This is a genomic window from Zestomonas ipomoeae, from assembly GCF_057128665.1.
The window spans coordinates 88,677-106,502 of the sequence record NZ_JBSKHQ010000016.1 but is presented as its reverse complement, the minus strand read 5'-3'; the positions used below and the strand labels follow the sequence as shown (position 1 = coordinate 106,502).

At 66.4% G+C, this 17,826-nt stretch carries 12 protein-coding genes; 3 read left to right on the top strand and 9 right to left on the bottom strand.

Going from position 1 to position 17,826, the window contains the following annotated elements:
• Positions 1-145: 145 nt before the first annotated feature.
• On the bottom strand, positions 146-835 hold the full coding sequence (locus ACWKV7_RS17090) for a transglycosylase domain-containing protein (RefSeq protein ID WP_483858891.1): 690 nt from the start codon (positions 833-835) through the stop codon (positions 146-148).
• Between the two features lie 154 nt (positions 836-989).
• Here ACWKV7_RS17090 and ACWKV7_RS17085 point away from each other — a divergent pair, with 154 nt between their 5' ends.
• The gene (locus ACWKV7_RS17085; protein WP_483858890.1) at positions 990-1,985 is read left to right on the top strand and encodes an LLM class flavin-dependent oxidoreductase; all 996 of its coding nucleotides are present in this window, start codon (positions 990-992) and stop codon (positions 1,983-1,985) included.
• A 68-nt stretch (positions 1,986-2,053) separates the two neighbouring features.
• Here ACWKV7_RS17085 and ACWKV7_RS17080 read toward each other — a convergent pair whose 3' ends face one another.
• The 8 genes from ACWKV7_RS17080 to ACWKV7_RS17045 form a co-directional block, all read right to left on the bottom strand.
• The gene (locus ACWKV7_RS17080; protein ID WP_483858889.1) at positions 2,054-3,493 is read right to left on the bottom strand and encodes an NAD(P)(+) transhydrogenase (Re/Si-specific) subunit beta; all 1,440 of its coding nucleotides are present in this window, start codon (positions 3,491-3,493) and stop codon (positions 2,054-2,056) included.
• 2 nt (positions 3,494-3,495) lie between these two features.
• Positions 3,496-3,810 carry an NAD(P) transhydrogenase subunit alpha part 2 gene (locus ACWKV7_RS17075; protein WP_037054628.1) on the bottom strand — a complete coding sequence of 105 codons (315 nt, stop codon included), beginning with the start codon at positions 3,808-3,810 and terminating at the stop codon, positions 3,496-3,498.
• Between the two features lie 14 nt (positions 3,811-3,824).
• The gene (locus tag ACWKV7_RS17070; protein WP_483858888.1) at positions 3,825-4,946 is read right to left on the bottom strand and encodes a Re/Si-specific NAD(P)(+) transhydrogenase subunit alpha; all 1,122 of its coding nucleotides are present in this window, start codon (positions 4,944-4,946) and stop codon (positions 3,825-3,827) included.
• A gap of 468 nt (positions 4,947-5,414) precedes the next feature.
• Positions 5,415-7,973, bottom strand: a complete 2,559-nt coding sequence (locus tag ACWKV7_RS17065) for a LuxR C-terminal-related transcriptional regulator (protein ID WP_483858887.1) — start codon at positions 7,971-7,973, stop codon at positions 5,415-5,417.
• A gap of 150 nt (positions 7,974-8,123) precedes the next feature.
• Positions 8,124-9,494: a DUF1329 domain-containing protein gene (locus tag ACWKV7_RS17060; RefSeq protein WP_483858886.1), complete on the bottom strand. Its 1,371-nt coding sequence runs from the start codon at positions 9,492-9,494 to the stop codon at positions 8,124-8,126.
• Positions 9,495-9,517: 23 nt separating this feature from the next.
• Complete coding sequence (locus ACWKV7_RS17055) at positions 9,518-11,296, bottom strand: DUF1302 domain-containing protein (protein WP_483858885.1); 1,779 nt, start codon at positions 11,294-11,296, stop codon at positions 9,518-9,520.
• Positions 11,297-11,552: 256 nt separating this feature from the next.
• Positions 11,553-13,130, bottom strand: a complete 1,578-nt coding sequence (locus ACWKV7_RS17050) for a DUF3369 domain-containing protein (protein ID WP_483858884.1) — start codon at positions 13,128-13,130, stop codon at positions 11,553-11,555.
• Positions 13,127-14,638: a sensor histidine kinase gene (locus tag ACWKV7_RS17045; protein ID WP_483858883.1), complete on the bottom strand. Its 1,512-nt coding sequence runs from the start codon at positions 14,636-14,638 to the stop codon at positions 13,127-13,129. Before ACWKV7_RS17045 ends, ACWKV7_RS17050 begins: the two co-directional genes overlap by 4 nt.
• 243 nt (positions 14,639-14,881) lie before the next feature.
• On the opposite strand from ACWKV7_RS17045, the gene bamI reads away from it, so the two are divergent.
• Together bamI and mep72 are read left to right on the top strand one after the other, a co-directional pair.
• Positions 14,882-15,559 carry a biofilm-associated metzincin protease inhibitor BamI gene (gene bamI / locus ACWKV7_RS17040; protein WP_483858882.1) on the top strand — a complete coding sequence of 226 codons (678 nt, stop codon included), beginning with the start codon at positions 14,882-14,884 and terminating at the stop codon, positions 15,557-15,559.
• Between the two features lie 65 nt (positions 15,560-15,624).
• Positions 15,625-17,439, top strand: coding sequence for a biofilm-associated metzincin protease Mep72 (gene mep72 / locus ACWKV7_RS17035; RefSeq protein WP_483858881.1), 1,815 nt, complete (start codon positions 15,625-15,627; stop codon positions 17,437-17,439).
• The last annotated feature ends 387 nt before the right edge of the window (positions 17,440-17,826 follow it).

The window sequence follows — 17,826 nt, the reverse complement described above, 5'->3', positions numbered from 1 at the left end:
GTGCGACAGGATTTTCCTCCGCGGAGCCGCGTTCATCAGCCGGAGCCGGTGCCGTCTTGGCAGAACAGTCAGGTTATTCGACTGCCTCAGGTGTGTTTTCGATGATTTTTATCCTGTTGCCAGGCCGCTGCGGCGACCGGCTGCGTTAGCCGGACGCGGCATTGCTCTGTTGGCTGAGGCAGCCCGCGCTGAACCCGGCGGCGAGGCGAGGTGCATAGGGCGCTCCCGGCGCCAGCTTTGCCGTCAGCATCCTGGCGGGTCTGCTCAGTCGCTCTGGCGAGCAGCGGAAGTAGCTTGGGCCCTTGAGCAACGTGACCAGGACGGCCGCCTCGGAAGGACCAAGTCGGTCGGCCGGCATGTCGAACAGCGCCAGCGAAGCGGAATCCAGGCCCTGCATTTGCGGTCCGAAAAAGCCTTCCTGTAACGCGGTCGAAGCTGCGTCGTCAGCGTTCCAGTGTCGGGTGACCCAGATGGCTGCTGCTGCCCCGCGAAGGTGCCAGGAGAGCTTGCCTTCTTGCTGCGGCTGGCGCCGCAGCAACGCGCGCGCGGCCTGATTGGCGAGGCTGAAGCCGTCGGGTTGGTCAGATGGTCCTTGCGCGCGCGATAGCCACAGCAGCACGCTCCAGGGCGTCTGTGGTTGCAGCTCTCGTCCAGGGTTATCGGCCAGCGAGAGCTTATAGGCATCGACCAGTAGGGGCGGCGCCAAGGCCGCAGGCATGCGATTGTCGGGGAACGTCTGCACGCTCCAGAAGTACAGGCCCCATGGGAGCAGATAGAGCAGCAGCATGAGGCCAAGCAAGGCATACAGCATGCGGGGCAACAGGTTTGTGGGCATCGCGAATATCCTTGTATTCGGGCTCCGGCTCTCCACCCATCCGTTCGTCGATGCCCGCTGGCGAGGCTGATAGGCTACGTTCACTCTTCGGCCAAGGCGAGCGGGCACGCTGTCCGTGTGGTCGACCCGTCGAACTCCCTGCGCAAGGTCCGCCATGTCTCTCCTCGACCAAATCCGCTTTTCCACCCTCGATCTCGCCCCGATTCGCGACGACGGCAGCGCAGCCCAGGCGCTGCGCAATTCGCTGGCGTTGGCGCAGCATGTCGAGCGCCTCGGCTTCGAGCGTTTCTGGGTGGCCGAGCATCACAACATGGATGGCATCGCCAGTTCCGCCACCGCGGTGCTCATCGGCTATCTGGCCGGCGGCACCTCGTGCATTCGCGTCGGTGCCGGCGGGGTGATGCTGCCGAACCACTCGCCGCTGGTGATCGCCGAGCAGTTCGGCACCCTGGACGCGCTTTACCCAGGCCGAATAGACCTCGGTCTGGGCCGTGCGCCCGGCGCCGACCCGTACACCGCGCAGGCGCTGCGTCGCGATCGGCTAGGCAGCGCCGACGACTTTCCGGCCGAGGTCGAGGAGTTGCAGTATCTGCTCGGCCCGCGCCGGCCCGGCCAGCGGGTGATCGCCATGCCTGGCGCTGGCAGCCAGGTGCCGATCTGGCTGCTCGGTTCCAGCCTGTTCAGCGCCCAGCTGGCGGCGGCCAAGGGCCTGCCCTATGCCTTCGCCTCGCACTTCGCGCCGCGCTACATGCACGAGGCGATCCGCCTGTACCGGGAAAACTTCCAGCCCTCGGAAGTCCTGCAGCAGCCCTACGTGATGCTCGGCGTGCCGCTGATCGCCGCCGACAGCGACGAGCGTGCCGAATACCTGGCGACCTCCGCCTACCAGCGCATCCTCGCCCTGATCCGCGGCCACAGCCTGGTGCAGCGCCCGCCCGTGGCGAGCATGCAGGGGCTCTGGCAACCCCATGAGCAGCAGGCGGTCGGTGAGTTCCTCGGCCTGGCGCTGATCGGCGGGCCGCAGAAGATCCGCGCGCGGCTGGAGGTGCTGCTGGAGCAGACCCAGGCCGACGAGCTGATCTTCATCAGCGACCTGTATGACTTCGAGGATCGCCTGCACAGCTTCGAGGTGCTGGCCAGCCTGCGCTGAGCCCCGCGCGCGCAAACAAAAAAAACCCCGGCACCGGGCCGGGGTTCTTCAGGTCATGCCACGGACGATTATTCGACCGCCTTGACCATGTCCTCGATCACCTTCTTGGCATCGCCGAAGACCATCATGGTCTTGTCGAGGTAGAACAGCTCGTTGTCCAGGCCGGCGTAGCCGCTGGCCATCGAGCGCTTGTTGACGATCACGGTCTTGGCCTTGTAGGCCTCGAGGATCGGCATGCCGGCGATCGGCGACTTCGGATCGTTCTTCGCCGCCGGGTTGACCACGTCGTTGGCACCGAGCACCAGCACCACGTCGGCCTGGCCGAACTCGGAGTTGATGTCTTCCATCTCGAACACCTGCTCGTAGGGCACCTCGGCCTCGGCCAGCAGGACGTTCATGTGACCCGGCATGCGGCCGGCCACCGGGTGGATGGCGTACTTCACGGTCACGCCCAGGTGGGTCAGCTTCTCCGCCAGCTCCATCAGTGCGTGCTGGGCACGGGCCACCGCCAGGCCGTAGCCGGGCACGATGATCACGGTGTCGGCGTTGGTCAGCAGGAACGCGGCGTCGTCGGCGGAGCCGGACTTCACCGGACGTTGTTCCTGGCTGCCGCCGGTGGCGGCACCGGCATCGGCATCGCCCCCGAAGCCGCCGAGGATGACGTTGAAGAACGAGCGGTTCATCGCCTTGCACATGATGTAGGAGAGGATCGCACCCGAGGAGCCCACCAGCGAACCGGCGATGATCAGCATCGAGTTGTTCAGCGAGAAGCCGATACCGGCCGCCGCCCAGCCCGAGTAGCTGTTGAGCATCGACACCACCACCGGCATGTCGGCGCCGCCGATGGGGATGATGATCAGCACGCCGATGATGAAGGCCAGCGCCACCAGTACCGCGAAGGCGCGGATATCACCGGTGAAGGTGAAGTACAGGCCCAGGCCGACGATGGCCAGGCCGACCGCCAGGTTGACCAGGTGCTGGCCCTTGAACACCACCGGGGCGCCCTGGAACAGGCGGAACTTGTACTTGCCGGACAGCTTGCCGAAGGCGATCACCGAACCGGAGAAAGTGATGGCACCGATGGCCGCGCCGAGGAACAGTTCCAGGCGATTGCCCTTGGGAATGGCGTCGCCCAGCGCGGCGACGATGCCCAGGGACTGCGGCTCCACAACCGCTGCAATGGCGATGAATACCGCGGCCAGGCCGATCATGCTGTGCATGAAGGCGACCAGCTCGGGCATCTTGGTCATTTCCACGCGCTTGGCCATGATCGAGCCGGCGGTGCCGCCGACCAGCAGGCCGACGATGACATAGGCAATGCCGGCGGTGGCCAGCTCGGCGCCGAGCTTGTAGATCAGGCCGACGGTGGTCAGCACGGCAATGGCCATGCCGATCATGCCGAAGGCGTTGCCGCGACGCGAGGTGGTCGGGTGCGACAGGCCCTTGAGCGCCTGGATGAAGCACACCGAGGCAACGAGATAGAGAACAGTGATCAGGTTCATGCTCATGGTCAGTGCTTCTCCACCGGCGCCTTGGGCGCCTTCTTCTTGAACATTTCCAGCATGCGCCGGGTGACCAGGAAGCCACCGAACACGTTGACCGCGGCCAGGGCCACGGCCAGGGTGCCCATTGCCTTGCCCAGCGGGGTCACGGTCAGGGCGGCGGCGAGCATGGCGCCGACGATGACGATCGCGGAAATCGCGTTGGTCACCGCCATCAGCGGCGTGTGCAGGGCCGGGGTGACGTTCCAGACCACGTGGTAGCCGACATAGATAGCCAGCACGAAGATGATCAGGTTGTAGATGCCGTCGGAAATCAGATCCATATCCGCTTCTCCCCTTAGCCGTTGGTACGGACGACTTGGTTGTCGCGGCACATCAGGCACGCGGCGACGATGTCGTCTTCCAGGTTGACGTGGAACTGGCCGTCCTTGTCGAGGACCAGCTTGAGGAAGTCCAGCAGGTTGCGCGCGTAGAGCGCCGAGGCATCCGCCGGCACCAGGGCCGCCAGGTTGCTGTAGCCGACGATGGTCACGCCGTGCTTGACCACGATCTGCTCGGCCTCGGTCAGCGGGCAGTTGCCGCCCTGGGCCGCGGCGAGGTCGATGACCACCGAGCCGGGCTTCATCTGCTGCACGGTTTCTTCCTTCAGCAGCACCGGCGCCTTGCGGCCCGGAATCAGCGCGGTGGTGATGACGATGTCGGCCTGCTTGGCGCGCTCGTGCACCGCCTTGGCCTGGCGCTCCATCCACGACTGCGGCATCGGCCGGGCATAGCCGCCAACGCCCTGGGCGCACTCGCGCTCCTCGTCGGTCTCGAACGGCACGTCGACGAACTTGGCGCCGAGGGACTCGATCTGCTCCTTCACCGCCGGACGCACGTCCGAGGCCTCGATCACCGCGCCCAGGCGCTTGGCCGTGGCGATGGCCTGCAGGCCGGCGACACCGGCGCCGAGAATCAGCACGCGGGCGGCCTTCACGGTGCCGGCGGCGGTCATCAGCATCGGCATGAAGCGCGGGTAGTGGTTGGCCGCCAGCATCACCGCCTTGTAGCCGGCGATGTTGGCCTGCGAGGACAGCACGTCGAGGCTTTGCGCGCGGGAAGTGCGCGGTGCGGCTTCGAGGGCGAAGGCGGTGATGCCGCGCTCGGCCATGCGTGCGATGTTCTCGCTGTTGAACGGGTTGAGCATGCCGACCAGCACCGCGCCGGGCTTCATCAGCGCCAGCTCGGCTTCGTTCGGCGCCACCACCTTGAGCACCAGGTCGGCACCGAAGGCGGCGGCGTCGCTGCCGATGGTCGCGCCAGCGGCTTCATAGGCGCTGTCCGGAATGCTGGCGCTGACGCCGGCATTGCTCTGGACGGTCACCTGATGGCCCTGGCCGATCAGTTTCTTGATGGTTTCCGGAGTCGCGGCTACCCGCGTCTCGCCGGTGTGTGTTTCGAGAGGAACACCGATGTGCACGTCGTTTTCTCCTGCGTGATCGTTTTAATTGACCCGCGCACTACGCTGGTGCACGGGCTGAGGGATCAGCACAAACCGCACGGCAGGTCCAAACGAACCGGCGGGGGCGGCATTTTGCAATTGAACCCAACGCCCTTCAAGGAATTCTGAAAGGAAACAGCGGGATAACTACAAGTCACCTAGTGACCGGGTGTTCCCGTCGGTGGCGGGAAAGTCCCATGGTGACGGGGCTGCGGGCCATTCCGGGGTGTTTTCCCGGTGATCGTGCCATCCCTTGTGTGAATGGCCGTCCATCAGATCGCCGCGCATCCGCCGGAAGCCTTATGAAGTTCCTCTATATAAGGCTAACTGTTTGTTATTTAAGTATTACTTTCAAGCGCACGGCGTCGGCCCCTGGGCGAGGCGCTGTAGCTAAACGTATTCCTGACTACTAGGTCAACTAATTTCCGATCGCCGTCTCGCTCGGTGTCAGACCAGCAGGCCCAGGGTCTTGGCGCGCATCACCGCCTGCGTGCGCCGACGCACGCCGAGCTTGCTGTTGATTTTCTTGGTATGGGTTTTCACGGTGTTGACCGAAATGAAGAGATAGCTGCCGATTTCCTGGTTGGAAAAGCCTTCCGCCAGCAACTGCAGCACCGCCTGTTCACGCTGGCTTAGCAGACCGGCGTTTTCCGTCGGTGTTCCCTTGGGCGGTGCGGCGGGCGGCGTAGAAGCCTGTTCGTCGGCGCTCGGCCAGTCCTGCAACAGGCCGTGCAGGCCGAGGCCCCGGGCCTGCTCGCGGGCCTCGCGTTCATGGCCAGGGGCATCGCCGAGGCCGAGCTGGCGTCCGGCTTCTGCCAGCGCCAGGCGGGTTTCGCAGGCCAGCGGCTGGAATTGCACGGCCAGGCAGTCGACCAGCAGCGCCTGTAGCTGGCGATGGGCCTGTTCGGCCTGGCCCCCCGCGTGCAGCAGGGCACGTGCCTGCAGCAGCCGGTTGCGCAGCGGCAGCGCCGGATAGTCGAGCGGCGCCATCCACGGCTGGGCACCGGAGAAATGCCGGTGGATGCGCTCGGCAATCGGCGTCACCCGTTCCCAGCGTCCCTGGCGTGCGAGAACGCGCATGCTCTGCAGCAACTGCACGCCGCGGTAGCAGAGCCGCCAGACCTGGCCGCAGTGCATCTGTCGCTCGGCCTCGCGCAGGTGCAGGAAGGCCTGGTCGAACTCGCCGCGGCGCGAACTGAGTTCGGCCAGGCCGAGGTAGCCGTGCAGGGCGAAGGGGTCGGCGCATTCTCGGCATTGCTGCAGGCCCAGGCCGGCGTTCTGCTCGGCCTCGGCGTAGCGGCCTTGCAGCAGGTGCACCTCGGCCTGCAACAGGTTGAGCCGTCCGAGCAGCAGACTGTCGGTGGTCTTGCGCCGGGCCAGCAGGGCCAGGCTCTGTTCGATCAGGCTCTGCGCCCGCGGCAGCTCGCCGCGCAGCAGCAGCAGGCGAATATGGTCGAGGTTGAGCAGCGCCTCGAACAGCAGGCTGCCCTGGCGCCGGGCCAGCTCCACCGCTGGGCGAAGCAGGTCGGGCGCGCTATGCACGTCGCCGGTGGCCAGGGCCACGCGCAACAACGTCGAGTAGCACAGCAGGCGCGGCATCCAGTGGCTGTCCGGCAAATGCTCCAGGGCCGCCTGACAGTGCTTGCGGGCGCTGTTGGCGCCGTTGTTGGCGCGCAACGCGGCGAGCATGCCGCGCAGTGCCTGGTAGTTGGCCAGCAACTTGCGGTTGCGTACCGCGGTGGGCTGCGGCAGGAAACGCGCCAGCTTGTCGATGCAATGCTCGGCCTGGTCCAGCTGCCAGCTCAGCAACAGCGCCCAGGCATTCAGGCAGAGCAGCCGCGGCGTGCTCTCCAGCAGGGTCTCCGGCAACCGCTCACGCCAGCGCAACAGGTGCGCCAGGTGCTGCTCGCCGGTCAGCCATTCCTCGCTGAGGCGCTCCAGGTAGTTGGCCGCCACCTCCGGCTGACCGGCGCAGAGTGCCTGCTCGATGGCATCCTCGATCTGCCCGGCGGCGCTGAACATGCGGCAGGCGCGCAGGTGCAGCTGGGTGGCGGCGGCGCTGCCTAGCCGGCTGCCCAGCAGCCGTGCCACGGCTGGCAGCATGCGGAACCAGATGCCGTGTTCGTCGAGCGGCAGGAAGAATGCCTGGCGGCGCAGCAGGCGCTGGAACAGCTGGGCACCGTCCTCTTCTTCCCACAGGTACTGGCAGAGTTCGGCGGATACCTTGGGCAGTTGCGCGAGCGCATAGAGACGCTCGGCCTCTTCGGCACTGAGGCGATTGAGCAACTCGTGCTCGAGGTAGTCCTGCAGCCACTGGCCGCCGCTGGCGATGCCGCGCTGGGCCGTGTCGCCGCATAACAACAGGCGCGCGCCGGCACACCAGCCTTCGGTCTCCCGCCACAGTTCGTCCACCGTGTGGACACCCGCCGACGGCTGCAGCAGCGCGACCAATTGGGCCAGCTCGTCGCGCGTGAAGGCCAACTGGGCGGCGTCCAGCTCCAGCAGCTCGCCGGCCAGCAACAGGCGCGGCAGGTTCCAGTCCGGGCGTTGGCGAGTGCTGACCATCAGGTGCAGCTGATCGAGTGGCTGGGCCAGCAATTGGTCGACGCAGGCGTCCAGTTCGGCGGGGGCGTTGTGCGGATAGTCGTCGAGCACCAGCCACAGCGGCTGACGGCCGATCAACTGGAGCAGGGCCTGTTCCACCGGCAGTGTCGGCAGCGCCTCGCCCAGGGTATCGGCCAGGCGGTGCAGCAATTGCTCAGGCGCGAGTGGCTGGCCTGCCAGGCTCAGCCAGGCGATACGGCTGCCGGCTGGCAACTGACGCAGGTATTCGCCGAGCAGCACGCTCTTGCCAAAACCGGCAGGCGCGCAGAGCAGGCGCAGGCGGTAATCCTCGCTGTGCAGGCGATCCAGCAGGCGCGGGCGCGGCAGGTGCGCGGGGGGCAGGCGCGGCACGCCGGACAGGGAAGCACTGGTGGTTGCGGGACCAGGGCTGGAGCAGGGCATGGCGGCTCTCGCGAAGTTCTTGTTATCAGCGTGAGCAGCCTAGACCTGTGCCGGCCAGGGGAAAAGCACGATGGCTGAAACTGATACGCCGTCATAACGAGGGCGCAAACGACAGCGCCCCGCTGGGCGGGGCGTGTCGGGTGGGAGGGATCAGCGCACGCCGGCGTTGCGCAGCGCGGCCGGGGTGTAGTCGGCGGAGTTGGCCTTGAAGCCGAATTCGATGCCGCGCTTCTCTTCGTTCTTCATGCCGAGGGCGATGTAGCGGCCGGCGATCAGGTCGTAGAGCGCTTCCAGGGAATAGGTCGGGACCTGTTGCTGGTAGTGGGACACGGCGTGACCTTCGCCGACCCGCCAAAGCTGGCCGCGGCCGTCGTAGTGGTCGGCCAGGGCGATCTGCCAGCTGTCTTCGTCGAAGAACAGGTGACGCTTGGCGTAGATGTGCCGTTCGCCGCTCTTCACCGTGGCTTCCACTTCCCAGACGCGGTGCAGTTCGTAGCGGGTGAGGTCCTGGTTGATGTGGCCGGCCTTGATGATGTCGTCGTACTTCAGCGTCGGCTGTTCCAGCTGGTAGCTGTTGTAGGGGATGTACATCTCGCGCTTGCCCACCAGCTTCCAGTCGTAGCGGTCCGGGGCGCCGGAGAACATGTCGAAGTTGTCCGAGGTGCGCATGCCGTCGGCGGCGGTGCCGGGGCCGTCGTAGGCCACCTGCGGGGCGCGGCGCACGCGGCGCTGGCCGGCGTTGTAGACCCAGGCCAGGCGCGGTTCCTTGACCTGGTCGATGGTCTCGTGGACCAGCAGCACGTTGCCGGCCAGGCGCGACGGGGCGGTGACCCGCTGCTTGAAGAACAGCAGCACGTTGGCGGCCTTCTGCGGATCGAGGTCGTTCACTTCGGTGGGGAAGGCCACCTCGTCCTCGAAGTGCACCATGGTGTAGGAGCCGTTGGTTTGCGGGGTGGCCTGGGTGATCAGGCGCCGGGCGTTGCCGCCGCGGTAGCGGGTGATGTGGTTCCACACCACTTCCACGCCGTTGTGCGGGATCGGGAAGGCGTAGTAGCGGCTGTCGGCGAAGTTGGCCAGGCCGTTGCCGCCGTCGATCGGCTGGGTATTCAGCGCGCTCTTCTTCGCCGCGTCGTAGATTTCCTGCGGCACGGCGGCGGTGCGATGGGTCGGATACACCGGAATCCTGTAGCTCTCCGGGTAGCGCTTGAACATCGCCAGTTGGCCGGGAGAAAGCTTGTCCTTGTACTGCTCGGCGTTGGCGGCGGTGATGGTGAACAGCGGCTGCTCGTTGGCGAAGGGGTTGCCGAGGAAGGCGTTGGCGGACATCGGCGCTGCGTTGGTCGGCAGGCCGCCGGTCCATTCGGGAATGCTGCCATCGGTGTTGCCGGCTTTTTCCGCGCCGAGCGGGGTGAGCGTGGTGCCGAGCTTGGCGGCTTCTTCCGTGGAAACCGCGGCCAGCGCATTGCCGGCCAGCAGGGACAGCGCCAGGGCGCCGAGTTGCAGGTAGTGGGTGGTTCTCATGTTCCTGTCCTTTTAGTCCGCGCTTAGAAGTTGACGCCGAAGCTGAGGGCGACGAAGTCGCGGTCGGTACTGGTGTTGTACTCGCCACCGAAGAAGTCGGTGTAGCTGAGGCTGGCGGTGTAGGTGTTGCGGTAGTCGGCGTTGAGGCCGAGGCTGATGGCCTTGCTGCCCTCGTTGAAGTTCGGGCCGTAGCCGTCGACGTCATGGGACCAAGCGATGCTCGGGGTCAGGTTGATGCCGGCGAAGACGTTGCTGTACTCGGCATTGGCGCGCAGGCGGTAGCCCCAGGAGTTGGTGGTGTAGTAGCCGTCGTCGTTGCACTCGTCGGGGTTGGCGCTGTTCAAGCCCGCGCAGGTGATGCCCGGCACGCCGTTGAATTCGCCGATGCCGAACACCGAGTCGCGGCCGAAACGCAGATCGCCGACATCGTTGCCGATACCGCTGATGTGGTTGTAGCCGACCTCGCCGACCAGGGCGACGCGGCTGGCGCCGAGCACGCGGTCGATGGTATGCACAGCGCTGATCTGGGCCTGGGTGAAGGGCTTGCGCTCGTAGCCGGTGATCTCCGCGCCCGGCGCGTATGTCGAATGGCCGCTGGTGAACACCGGTGACACCGGCAGGCCGAGCGCGGCGAAGGTCAGGTCGGTGCTGTTGATCTGCATTGGCATGTTTGGCCGGTAGCTCAGCTCGCCGGACAGTGCGGTACCGCCGACGTTGGTCTGGAAGCTCAGGCCGTAGAGACGGATATCCTCGGGATATTCGAGGAAGTAGTTGGCCGTCGGCGCGGCGCCGATGAAGCCCAGGGCGGCCGGGTTGGCGGCGGTGGTGCGGGTGAAGCTGAAAGCCGGGCCGCGGCTGTGGTAGTTCAACGCGTAGAGCCCGAACTCGGTGTCGTTCAGCGACTCGGCGAACCAGCGCAGGGCCACGCCGTACTGGCCGCTGTCGCGGGCGTCGCGGTCGCCGGCGCGCGGCACGTAGAGGTTGGTGCCGAAGCTGTTGGCGGACTGGCCCGGGGGCAGGTCGGGGCCGAATACCACCAGCCGATCCTCACAGCCGTCGGCAATCGGGTCGCCGGTGGAGAAGAAGGTGCCGCAGTTGTCGGCGACGGTCTGGTCCCACTCCAGCTGGTAGAAGGCTTCCACGGACAGGCTGTCGGTCAGGCTCTGCGAGAGGTAGAGCATGTTGACCGGGATCAGGCCTTCCTTGAGCTCGGCGCCGGGGCGACGCAGGGCGGCGGCGTCGATCGGGTTGATCGAGTTGATGCTGTTGCCGATGAAGGTGCTTTCGCCCCAGCTGACCACCTGCTTGCCGACCCGCACGTTGCCCGGCAGGCCGTCGATGGAATAGTTGTGGTAGAGGAACGCATCGAGGATCTGCGCGCCGGAGGCCTGCGCCGCCTCCTTGCGGTTGTGGTCGTCGATGTCATAGAACAACCGGTGCTCGTCCTTGGTCTCGAAGTCGTACCAGTACTTGCCACGGATGAAGGCGCCGCTGTCGCCGTAGCGCAGTTCCAGGTCGTGCACGCCTTTGAAGATCTTCGAGAAGGTCTCGCCCTTCTTGAAGTTCAGGCGGCCGTCGTCGTTGGTGCGCGACGAGGCCTGGCCGCCGCTGGCGACCGAGACGAAGTCCGGGTCGGCCGAGCGCACCGACCAGCTGGCGCCGATCGACAGCTGCGAATCGAATTGCCCCTCGATTTCCCCGATGTTGAAGGTGATGGCGTGGGCCTGGGCGGTGCAGCCCAGGGCAACGGCGGCAGCCAGCGCGTGAGGCTGGAAGATTCCGCGCATTGTTCTTCTTGTCATGCGGCTCTCCTGAGCAGGGTGTGCGTGAGAGCCCCATGCTAATGAGCCGTGCCGGTCGCCATAATTGCCTGAAGGGGCGATTTGATGGCTCACCCCTTGGGGTGGTCGGGCGTATGCGAAGCGGGATTTCCATGGCCGGGGGCAGGGCGTGGAGCGAGGTGCTGCTACTTTGGGTGACAGCCCGGAGGCGGATCGAGAAGCGCGAAGAAATACGGGAAGCACCACCCGGCACGGCAAGCCCTTGGCGGAGCGCGGTTCAGTCGCCGCGGGCTTCGGGGTGCTCCGTGGCGATGACCTCGAGAAACGCCGCCACCACCTTGGGATCGAACTGGCTGCCGGCGCGCTCGCGAATGTAGGCGATGGCCTCGTGCGGCGGCCAGGGCTCCTTGTAGGGGCGCTTGTGCAGCAGCGCATCGAACACGTCGACCACGGTGACGATGCGCGCCGACAGCGGGATGGCATCGCCCTTCAGGCCGGCCGGGTAGCCGTTGCCGTCGAAGAATTCGTGGTGGCCGCCGGCGATCTCGGCGCCCAGCGACAGGTAGCTCTGCCCCTCTACCAGGCGCGCCGAGCGCTGCAGGATGGCCGCGCCGATGCTGGCGTGCTGGCGCATGATCTCGCGCTGCTCGTCGTCGTGCTGGCCGGGCTTGAACAAGATGTGATCGGGCGTGGCGACCTTGCCGACATCGTGCAGGATGCTGGCCATGCCCACCAGTTCGAGGAAGCGCGGGGTCAGCAGCTCCGGGTAGTCGCCGCGCTCGGCCATGCGCCTCGCGGTGCGCGAGGTCCAGCGCTGCACCCGCAGCACGTGTTCGCCGGTGTCGCTGTCGCGGTACTCCGCCAGGTCGGCCAGGGCCACCACCGTGGCCTCCTGCGCCTTCTGCATCTGCATGTGGTAGTAGAGGTTGTCGAAGGCCGCCGAGATGCGGCTGCAGAAGACCTCCAGCAGCGCCTTGTCGACCTCGGTCAGCGGCCGTGGCGGGCTGAAGTAGAGGGCGAAGTCGCAGTTGGCGCGGGTCGGGATGTAGAGCACCTCATGGGGATGGTCGAACAGGCTGTTGCGGTCCCTGAGCGCCTGGCTGATCTTCGCGTACAGCGGGTGGTCGATGGGCAACTGATCGTGGCGCTCCAGCTCGGCGAAGCCGCCAGTGGCGCCGAGCACTTGCAGGCCGCCCTGCTCGTCGGCGCACTGCTCGCGCACGCAGAGAATGCCGTGGGTGCCGACATCCAGCACCGCACCCACCAGCCCCAGCACGCCGGAGGCGAACTCGCGCAGCGAGCGTTGCTGATAGAGGTTGGTGGAGCCTTCGAGAATCTTGCTCAGGCCCTGGCGGCTGCGCTCCACCGAGAGCAGGCTTTCGTAGGCGCGCAGCGAGGCGATGACCGTGGTGTACAGCTTCTGCACGGTCAGCTCGGTCTTGGCCTTGTAGTCGTTGATGTCGTAGGTGAGGATCACCTCCTGCTCCGGCGCCTGCCCCGGCTGGCCGGTGCGCAGCACGATGCGCACCAGGCCGTTGCCGAGTTCCTCGCGCACCCGGCGCACCAACTGCAGGCCGGCGTTCTCGGTTTCCATCACCACGTCGAGCAGGATCAGCGCGATATCCGGATGGGCGTCGAGCAGGGCGAAGCCCTCCTGGCCGGAATAGGCACTGAGCAGCTCCAGGGCGCGCCCCTTGTACTCGATGCCGCGCAGCGCCAGGCGGGTCACCTTGTGCACGTCGGGTTCGTCGTCGACGATCAGCACCCGCCAGGGCGCCAGGCCCGGCACGGCGGGCGACTCCTCCAGGTCGTCGAGCAGCCAGTTGGCGGTATCGTCCAGGGATTCGTTCTTCATACGGCACGCCCTTCGTTCGACTGCGGTGCGACCAAGGGCAGTCGCAGGCTGAAGCGGGTCCCTTGCCCCGGCGTGCTGGCTGCGCTGATTTCGCCGCCGATGCGCTTTGTCACTAAGTTATAGACCACGTGCAGACCGAGGCCGCTGCCACCGGTCCCCCGCCGAGTGGTGAAGAACGGCTCGAAGATGTGCGGCAGGTGTGCGGCGGCGATGCCCTGGCCGTCGTCCGCGAAGGTCAGTTGCACCGCGTCGCCGTCGCGTCGAGCCGCGATGCGGACCTGCCCCGGCGCGCCGTCGGGAAAGGCATGGGTCAGCGCGTTGACCAGCAGGTTGGTGATCACCTGGGCCAGTGCGCCGGGGTAGCTGTCGAGCCGGATATCGGCCGGGCACTCGCTGAGCACCTGCACCGGCAGGCGCTTGTAGGCCGGGCGGAGGCTCTCGATCACTTCGTCGAGGTATTCGGCCAGGTCGAACTCGCGTCTGGCCTCGCTGGTCTGGTCCACCGCCACCTGCTTGAAGCTGTGTACCAGGTGGGCGGCGCGCTGGGCGTTGGCGAGGATCAGCTCGACGCTTTCGCGGGCGGTATTGAGGTACTGCTCGAGCTCCGACTTGCGTAACTGGCCGCCCTGCAATTGCTCGGCAAAGCGGCGGGTTTCCTCGCCGAGCAGGCTGGCGCTGGTCAGGCTGATGCCCAGCGGCGTGTTGATCTCATGGGCGACCCCGGCTACCAGGCCGCCGAGGGCCGCCAGCTTCTCCGCCTGCACCAGGGACGCCTGGGTCTGCTTGAGGTGATCGTAGGCTTCGCGGATCTCCAGCTCGGCGCGATGCCCCGCGTCCAGGTCCTCGGCCAGGCGCTGCACGATGCGATTGAAGCCGCGCACCACATCGCCGAACTCGTCGGCACGCTCGACCGGCAGCAGCAGGGCTTCGGCCGGGCCGCGGTGGGCCGCTGCCTGGTGCAGGGCATCGCGCAGGGCAGTGAGTGGCTTGACCACCAGGAAGCGCAGGCTCAGCGACAGCGCCGCCACCAGCAGCACGTCGAGGGCGAGGATTTCCGCCAGGCGCTGCCAGATCTGCACGCGCAGGGTGCGCCGCAGGCCGGCCGGCGACAGCAGCGCCTCGACCCGGCCGAGCACCTGGCGCTCGTTGAAGCCGCGGCCATAGAGCGGGAATTCCAGGCGATCCAGTTCGGTATCCGGTGCGGTCGACGCCGCCAGCTTGCCGCTGCTGGCCATCAACTCGCCGGAATCGAGATATACCGCGACCCCGACTACCGGCGGCTGGATCTCCGCCGCCAGGTTTTCCTGCACCGCCTGCGGGTCGAGGTTCCAGATCGGGTTGATCAGATTGATCTCCAGCCGCTGGCGCATGGCCTCGCCGGCCTGCCGGTAGTCCTGGGTCAGCTGGGTGCTCAGCCGCCAATAAGCGAATCCGCCCGACCCCGCCAGCAGCAGGGTCACCAACAGGACGAAAAGCACGTTGAGGCGAAAACCGATGCTGCTGCTCACCGTCACTCCTGCGCGCCAACTGCGAAATGGACTCACTGATTGGTATAGCAGGCGCCGGATCGAGCGGCTGGCATGTCGCTGTGAGGCAATTCCGCAGCAAATGCGACAGGGTGAGGATTTCCGGGCTTTGCCCGGGGCACGGCGCTTCGCAATTGTGATCCAAGCACCGCAGCGCTCGGCCGCTACGCATAGACTGCGGCCGGGAAGTTGCACGAGCGTTCAAATTAAACAGGAGGCAAGTGAATGGCGAAGTTTTGGATCCTGGGCGGCGGTGCTGCCCTGGCCGGCGGCGCGCTGATCGGCTTCATGCTGCTGCCGGCGGCGCAGGATGGCCGGCCCCAGCAAGCTGCAGTAGCCAACCCGGCGGCAAGCCAGTCCCCCACCCCGTTGTCCTCGGCGCAACCACTCCCCAGTGCGGTGCCGGCGACGACTGCCGATCCGGCGGCCCTGCCGCTGCAACCCGTGGCGGCCCGCGCCCCGGCGGCGCAGCTGAGCCTGTGGCAGGCCGAGCAGCTCAGCGAGGGTGAAGAAAACGGCATCCCGGTGTACTACACCGAGCTGCAGCCGGCGGCCCTGGAAGACCTTAGCGTCGGCCAGACCCTGGAACTGGCCCTGCCCGGCCACCAGCAGCCACTGCAAGCCCGGCTCAGCGAAACCCGCAATACCGGCGGCAGCGCCGTCTGGCAGGGTGAGTTGCTCAACGGCAACGACGCGGAAACCCTCACCGTCGTGCGTGGCGCCAAGCAGACCCACATCGCCGTGGCGACGCTGGAAGGCAGCTACTCGGTGATCGTCGACAACCGCACCGGCAAGGCCGTGATCACCGACGAGAACGAGATCGCCCAGCGTAGCGATCCCAACGACCAGGTCGACTACGACCCGCGCGAGCTGCCGCCGCTGGCTCCGCCGGCCCAGGGCTGAGAACCACCGAAACGTCCAGCCGTGGAGTCGGGCGAGTGAATACCTCTTATAAGGAAAACAACCCCATGAAACCTAGCCTCTGGCTATCCGGCCTGGCGCTTAGCCTGGCCACTGGCGCGGCGAGCGCCGCCCCGCAGACCGTCGACATCATGGTGCTCTACACCAAGGGCGCTACCGAGAGTCGCAACGGCCTGGACATCGATGCGCGCATCGCCAGCTATATCGAATACGCCAATACCGCCTACCAGAAGAGCGGTATCGACATGCGCCTGCGCCTGGTGCACAAACAGCTGCTGGACTGGGCCTCCTACCCCGACGTGACCGGCAACAACCTCGGCCGCTTCAAGGATGACGCCCAGGTCCAGCGCCTGCGCGAGCAATACGGCGCCGACGTGGTCAGCCTGATCAACCTGTCGGCCAACGCCGGCAATGGCTACATCACCTGCGGCATCGGCTACATGGGCACCGGCGAGAAGAACAGCGACAAGTTCTACAGCTGGGCCAAGGACATGCCCTACAACCTGGTGGGCGTCGACTGCGGGCTGAATACCTTCGCCCACGAAGCCGGCCACAACATGGGCCTGCGCCATTCCTACGAGCAGGACCAGCAGGAGGGCTACTTCCAGAACGGCGGCCACAGCGGCACTCACGAGTGGAGCCGTGGCTACGGCGTCAGCGGCCAGTTCAGCACCATCATGGCCTACCCCCATGTGTTCGGTGCGCGTACCCAGGCGCCGTTCTTCTCCAACCCGAAACTGACCACCGCCGAGTGCTCCAACCAGCCGTGCGGCATGGAAGGTCGCGCCGATGCGGTGCGCGCGCTGAACACCATGCGCGTGCAGATCGGCGATTTCCGCCAGACCAAGGTGCCGGTCACCGACAATCCGGACAACCCGGACAACGGCGGCACCAACCCGCCGACCGATCTGCCGTGGTGCAGCAAGGCCGACCTCAAGGGGCTGGTCGGCAACGGCGACTTCCGTACCCTGGATGGCTGGCGCTCGCTGTTCAACCAGTCCGAGCTGAGCCTGGTCAACGTCGCCCAGAGCTGCCGCGATAACGCCGGCCAGCTCGAGGCCCGTGCCTTCGACGCCCTGGTCACCCCGGTCAGCGGCCTGAAAGCCGGTACCCAGTACCGTCTCGGCGGCAAGCTGATGCTCAAGACCCGCGGTAGTCGCGAATACGCTCGTCTGGCGATTCTCGAGGAAGGCAGCGATGGTCGCCTGACCTACTCCGCCGAGCAGGGCGTGCGCGTGTCGATCACCGGCAACGAGTTCACCCGCCTGGAGAAGGCCTTCACCTTCAAGGGCAGCAATGCGCGCACCCTGTACGTCGCCCTGTGGACCGACAGCGGCGCCAGCCTGCTGGCCGACGAAGTCTCCCTGGTGGAAGTCGGCACCACCTCCACGCCGACCAACCCCACCACCCCGACCACGCCGAGCCGCGTGACCTACGACTTCGAGAGCGGCATCGGTGGCTGGGCCGGCTTCTACGGCAGCGTGCGCCCGACCAGCTTCGCCCGAGGCGGTCGCCAGGCCCTGGAAGTTCACAGCCGCCGCTATGACGGCGCCGGTGCCAGCGTCAGCCTGCTCGCCAGCGTCGAAGGCGGCCAGACATACCGCGTCAAGGCCGACCTCGCCCTGGGTCGCGACAGCCGCGTCAGCGGCGTGGTCTACGGCTACCTGTATGTCGAGGACGCCAACCGTCGCGGCCAGTACATCTCCCTCGGCCAACTGGCCGCGCGCGGCGGCAGCTGGGGCACCCTGCAGCGCGACGTGCAGCTGCCGGCCGGCACCCTGAAACGTGTCGACCTGCTGCTGCTGGGCACCCAGCGCGCCCAGTCGCTGTTCATCGACAACGTCGACGTCAGCAAGCTGTAAGACTCCATGTGAGCGTGTGCAGTACTGGATGTGCTGCACATTTTTGTATCGGTAACCGCAGGTTCTGGGTTACCGATTTTTTTTGCGCCGCGTTTTGTTTGGGGCAAGGCCGTTGTGAAACCGGACTGGCAAATTGGTTTCAGGCAGTTGGCGAGCAGCGCTAATGCATGGCTGGTTCTCGGGGTGGCTGGCGGCCGCTGCTTGCACCTACCGGCACCTCACTGAACGTAGGCAAAGAAAAAGAAGCGTTCCCCGGCAGGGCGAAACCAAAACGCACACCGAAACGCGGAAAGCAGCCGGCGCACTTACCACAACACCCAAACTCGCCTGTCCGGTATCAAGGCCACCTTTCTCGAGGGCGTGACGAAGCCCGTCTACGCATGGGAT